This is a genomic window from Citrobacter sp. Cpo015 (assembly GCF_030333035.1).
Classification (GTDB): Bacteria; Pseudomonadota; Gammaproteobacteria; order Enterobacterales; family Enterobacteriaceae; genus Citrobacter; species Citrobacter portucalensis.
The window spans coordinates 1-5,498 of sequence record NZ_JAOWGS010000026.1; the positions used below are offsets into that span (position 1 = coordinate 1).

Annotated in this window: 4 protein-coding genes, 4 tRNA genes and 1 pseudogene; 7 read left to right on the forward strand and 2 right to left on the reverse strand. The window is 49.9% G+C overall.

The genetic code is table 11. The features are described 5' to 3' along the window. Positions 1-484: 484 nt before the first annotated feature. A complete protein-coding gene (gene murB, locus OGY67_RS09015; RefSeq protein ID WP_234692996.1) occupies positions 485-1,513 on the forward strand; it encodes a UDP-N-acetylmuramate dehydrogenase in 1,029 nt (342 codons plus the stop codon). Next, positions 1,510-2,472, forward strand: a complete 963-nt coding sequence (gene birA / locus OGY67_RS09020) for a bifunctional biotin--[acetyl-CoA-carboxylase] ligase/biotin operon repressor BirA (RefSeq protein WP_003826969.1) — start codon at positions 1,510-1,512, stop codon at positions 2,470-2,472. Before murB ends, birA begins: the two co-directional genes overlap by 4 nt. A 32-nt stretch (positions 2,473-2,504) precedes the next feature. On the opposite strand, the gene coaA is transcribed toward birA, so the two are convergent. Beyond that, positions 2,505-3,455: a type I pantothenate kinase gene (coaA, locus tag OGY67_RS09025; protein WP_003031107.1), complete on the reverse strand. Its 951-nt coding sequence runs from the start codon at positions 3,453-3,455 to the stop codon at positions 2,505-2,507. Between the two features lie 289 nt (positions 3,456-3,744). Next, positions 3,745-3,825, reverse strand: a pseudogene (locus tag OGY67_RS09030) (hypothetical protein); the annotation flags it as partial. Positions 3,826-3,844: 19 nt separating this feature from the next. On the opposite strand from OGY67_RS09030, the gene OGY67_RS09035 reads away from it, so the two are divergent. The 5 genes from OGY67_RS09035 to tuf all read left to right on the forward strand — a co-directional run. After that, a tRNA-Thr gene (locus OGY67_RS09035) sits at positions 3,845-3,920 on the forward strand. A gap of 8 nt (positions 3,921-3,928) precedes the next feature. Further along, positions 3,929-4,013, forward strand: a tRNA-Tyr gene (locus tag OGY67_RS09040). A 114-nt stretch (positions 4,014-4,127) separates the two neighbouring features. Then, positions 4,128-4,202: transfer RNA gene (locus OGY67_RS09045), tRNA-Gly, on the forward strand. Between the two features lie 5 nt (positions 4,203-4,207). Beyond that, a tRNA-Thr gene (locus tag OGY67_RS09050) sits at positions 4,208-4,283 on the forward strand. Between the two features lie 118 nt (positions 4,284-4,401). Beyond that, the coding region (gene tuf / locus OGY67_RS09055; RefSeq protein ID WP_118262821.1) for an elongation factor Tu at positions 4,402-5,498 on the forward strand (1,097 nt) is incomplete at its 3' end.

A 5,498-nucleotide genomic window follows, 5' to 3' on the forward strand; every position in this document is an offset into this window, starting at 1 on the left:
CTGTTGTCTGTCGGTGAGCGCTCTCCGGAGTAGGACAAATCCGCCGGGAGCGGATTTGAACGTTGCGCAGCAACGGCCCGAAGGGTGGCGGGCAGGACGCCCGCCATAAACTGCCAGGCATCAAATAAAGTGAAGAAGCCCATCCTGCCGGATGGGCTTTTTTGCGTCTGTGCGGGATGAAAACCGCCGGATGCGGCGTGCCGCCTTATCCGGCCTGCAGGGGCCGGGCTGAACGTATTTTGTAGGCCTGATAAGCGCAGCGCATCAGGCAACGCGGCGGTACATTGCCGGATGCGGCGTATCGCCTTATCCGGCCTACAGAGGCAGGGCTGAATGTATTTTGTAGGCCTGATAAGCGCAGCGCATCAGGCACATCACAACACCGCACCATCGGGTGCAAAGCAATATCCAAAACCTCCATAACACAAGCCATCCTGCGGTATATGCGGTAAACTAGGCGCGATTTTGCATCAGGAAAGCGTCTATGAATCACTCCCTTAAAGCCTGGAACACCTTCGGTATCGATCAGCAAACGAATGAACTTGTCTGCGCCGAAAATGAACAACAATTACTGAATGCCTGGCAATCAGCCAATGCATCGCATCATCCTGTACTGATCCTGGGCGAAGGGAGTAACGTCCTGTTTCTTGATACCTTCCAGGGTACGGTGATCGTCAATCGTATTAAGGGTATTGAGATTACAGAACAACCTGATGCGTGGCATTTGCACGTAGGTGCGGGTGAAAACTGGCATCATCTGGTCCAGCATACGTTGCAGCTTGGCATGCCTGGGCTGGAAAATCTGGCGCTTATCCCAGGCTGCGTGGGTTCATCGCCAATCCAGAATATTGGTGCCTATGGCGTAGAGCTAAAGCGCGTCTGCGAATACGTAGACTGCGTTGAGCTGTCGACTGGCAAACATCTGCGCGTTGGTGCAGCAGAATGTCGTTTTGGTTATCGTGACAGCATCTTCAAACATGAATACCAGGATCGCTTCGCAATTATTGCTGTTGGTTTACGCTTGTCTAAACAGTGGCATCCGGTACTGACCTATGGCGATCTGACGCGCCTGGATCCTACAACGGTGACGCCTCAGCAGGTTTTTGATTCTGTCTGCCATATGCGCACGACAAAACTGCCCGATCCGAAAGTAAACGGTAATGCAGGAAGCTTCTTTAAAAACCCGATTGTCATCGCAGAGATTGCGCAGGAGCTCCTGGCAAAATTCCCAACAGCACCTCATTACCCGCAGGCTGATGGTTCTGTGAAACTGGCAGCCGGCTGGCTTATCGACCAGTGTCAGCTAAAAGGTAAGCGCATTGGTGGCGCAGCGGTACATCAACAGCAGGCACTGGTGCTGATCAATGCAGACAATGCGACGAGTCAGGATGTGGTGCAACTTGCACATCATGTACGTCAAAAAGTCGGTGAGAAATTTAATGTCTGGCTCGAACCAGAGGTCCGGTTTATTGGCCCGCAGGGTGAAATGAATGCTGTGGAGATCATTGTATGAAGGATAATACCGTCCCTCTGACGCTTATTTCATTACTCGCTGATGGCGAATTTCATTCCGGTGAGCAGCTCGGTGAAAAGTTGGGAATGAGCCGTGCCGCAATCAATAAGCATGTCCAGACGTTACGCGACTGGGGGGTTGATGTCTTTACTGTTCCAGGTAAAGGATACAGCTTACCGGAGCCTATCCAACTATTAGATGCCTCACTTATTCATTCTCAACTGGATGGTGGAAATATCACAGTCCTGCCGGTTATCGACTCAACCAATCAGTACCTGATGGACCGAATAGGTCAACTGGAGTCAGGGGATGCCTGTGTCGCTGAATATCAGCAAGCCGGGCGTGGTCGCCGTGGTCGCAAATGGTTTTCACCGTTTGGTGCCAACCTGTACCTTTCAATGTTCTGGCGGTTGGAACAAGGACCGGCTGCCGCGATTGGCCTGAGTCTGGTTATTGGTATCGTCATGGCTGAGGTTTTACGCGATCTGGGCGCAGAGAAGGTACGTGTAAAATGGCCCAACGACCTCTATTTGCTCGACCGTAAGCTAGCAGGGATCCTGGTTGAACTGACCGGTAAGACAGGGGATGCCGCGCAGATTGTTATCGGTGCGGGTATTAATATGTCCATGCGCCGGGTTGAAGAAAATGTGGTTAATCAAGGCTGGATTAACTTGCAGGAAGCGGGCATTAACATTGATCGCAATACCCTTGCTGCCCGACTGATACGTGAGTTGCGTGCTGCGTTAGTGCTCTTTGAGCACGAAGGTTTAGCGCCGTATCTGTCTCGCTGGAAGAGACTGGATAACTTTATCGACCGCCCGGTCAAACTTATTATTGGCGATAAAGAAATATTTGGCATCTCTCGTGGAATAGACGCGCAAGGTGCATTATTGCTTGAACAAAATGGCGAGATCAAACCCTGGATGGGTGGAGAAATATCGCTAAGAAGCGCTGAGTAATAAGAAGGGGAGCTGTTGCTCCCCTTTTTTATTTATTTTCTCAACCTGACTTGCTCAACGGCATGATTGGCACTTTTCGTCATGATTAAGCTTGCTCGTTCACGAGTTGGTAATATATTTTGTTTTAAATTCAGCCAGTTAATCTCTTTCCATAACGATGTGGCGGTGTTGATAGCCTCATCTTCTGATAATTTTGCATAGTTATGGAAATAAGAGTCCGGGTTGGTAAACGCCCCTTCACGGAATTTCAGGAAACGGTTGATATACCACGTCTGGAGTAATTCTTCTGGCGCATCAACATAAATAGAAAAGTCGACAAAGTCAGAAACAAATACATGATGCGGATCGTGAGGATAGTCCATCCCGCTCTGTAATACATTTAGCCCTTCGAGTATTAATATGTCGGGCTGGGCAACGGTTTTGTCGCCATCAGGGATCACATCATAGATGAGATGGGAATAGACCGGCGCCGTGACGTTAGGTACGCCTGATTTCAGATCGGAAACGAATTTAACCAAGCGATGCATATCATAGGACTGGGGGAAGCCTTTCTTCTTCATTAGTCCACGATCTTTCAATACCTGGTTAGGGTGGAGAAAGCCATCGGTAGTAATCAACTCAACCTTGCGATGCTCGGGCCAGCGACTGAGCAAAGCCTGCAAAACACGCGCAGTCGTACTTTTACCGACGGCGACGCTGCCAGCAATGCTAATAATATAAGGAATACGCTCGCCATTCGTGCCTAAAAATTGCTCCAGCACGGCCTGACGTCGCAGGTTCGAACTGATGTAAAAGTTTAGCAAACGCGAGAGAGGCAAATAAATCTCGGCAACTTCTTCCAGCGATAAGTCTTCGTTAATGCCTTTAAGACGAGCAATCTCTTCCTCGGTCAGGGTCATCGGCACGGAATCACGAAGCGCAGCCCACTGGTTGCGATCAAACTGTAGGTAAGGCGACGTTAACGCTTGCTCTTTTATACTCATACGCATGGTCTGGCTGTCATTGCTATATCAGGTCTGCGGTAAAAAACGAAATCATCCCGGTACGCAATGGCACGCACATTTCAGTTAATTTGGACAATGGGCAGGAGGGTAACACCAGATGGGGGGGAATAATAAGAAAAAATCATCCTCTGAAATGCAATGTGACGGGTATTCCAGATGTATAAAGATGTGCTTTCTCTCTATCAAAGCGTACCTGCCGGAGCAAAATTCCTCCCAGAGGAGGCACCTGACGTTGGAAATTTGTCCAATCCAAAGAGGAAATAGATTATTTATCGGTCGTATAGTGCAAAATGTGAGCGATAGAACATTTTATGCAATTTTTTAGTTGCATGAGTGCGCATGTCTCCATAAAATGCGCGCTACTTGATGCCGACTTAGCTCAGTAGGTAGAGCAACTGACTTGTAATCAGTAGGTCACCAGTTCGATTCCGGTAGTCGGCACCATCAAGTCCGGTGGGGTTCCCGAGCGGCCAAAGGGAGCAGACTGTAAATCTGCCGTCACAGACTTCGAAGGTTCGAATCCTTCCCCCACCACCACTTTCTGGCAGCGTTATCGCCGCCTGAGTTGATTAAAAAATTAATCAGCTCGAACAGAAAAGAGAGAAATCTCTTTTTTGTTGCAGAAAGAACTGGGTAGCCGAGTTTCAGGATGCGGGCATCGTATAATGGCTATTACCTCAGCCTTCCAAGCTGATGATGCGGGTTCGATTCCCGCTGCCCGCTCCAGACGTGCTGATATGGCTCAGTTGGTAGAGCGCACCCTTGGTAAGGGTGAGGTCCCCAGTTCGACTCTGGGTATCAGCACCACTTCACTTCTCCTTCCCGTTTCTCTCTGTTTACTTTTAAAAGCATTCAACAGCTCAGGTATATTGCCTGGTTGATGTGGTGATATCACCGATTTATCCGTGTCTTAGAGGGACAATCGATGTCTAAAGAAAAATTTGAACGTACTAAACCGCACGTTAACGTCGGTACTATCGGCCACGTTGACCATGGTAAAACAACGCTGACCGCTGCAATCACTACCGTTCTGGCTAAAACCTACGGCGGTGCTGCTCGCGCATTCGACCAGATCGATAACGCGCCGGAAGAAAAAGCTCGTGGTATCACCATCAACACTTCTCACGTTGAATATGACACCCCGACTCGCCACTACGCACACGTAGACTGCCCGGGCCACGCCGACTATGTTAAAAACATGATCACCGGTGCTGCGCAGATGGACGGCGCGATCCTGGTTGTTGCTGCGACTGACGGCCCGATGCCGCAGACTCGTGAGCACATCCTGCTGGGTCGTCAGGTAGGCGTTCCGTACATCATCGTGTTCCTGAACAAATGCGACATGGTTGATGACGAAGAGCTGCTGGAACTGGTAGAAATGGAAGTTCGTGAACTTCTGTCTCAGTACGATTTCCCGGGCGACGACACTCCGATCGTTCGTGGTTCTGCTCTGAAAGCGCTGGAAGGCGAAGCAGAGTGGGAAGCGAAAATCATCGAACTGGCTGGCTTCCTGGATTCTTACATCCCAGAACCAGAGCGTGCGATTGACAAGCCGTTCCTGCTGCCTATCGAAGACGTATTCTCCATCTCCGGTCGTGGTACCGTTGTTACCGGTCGTGTAGAGCGCGGTATCATCAAAGTTGGTGAAGAAGTTGAAATCGTTGGTATCAAAGAGACTGCTAAGTCTACCTGTACTGGCGTTGAAATGTTCCGCAAACTGCTGGACGAAGGCCGTGCTGGTGAGAACGTTGGTGTTCTGCTGCGTGGTATCAAACGTGAAGAAATCGAACGTGGTCAGGTACTGGCTAAGCCGGGCTCTATCAAGCCGCACACCAAGTTCGAATCTGAAGTGTACATTCTGTCCAAAGACGAAGGCGGCCGTCATACTCCGTTCTTCAAAGGCTACCGTCCGCAGTTCTACTTCCGTACTACTGACGTGACTGGTACCATCGAACTGCCGGAAGGCGTAGAGATGGTAATGCCGGGCGACAACATCAAAATGGTTGTTACCCTGATCCACCC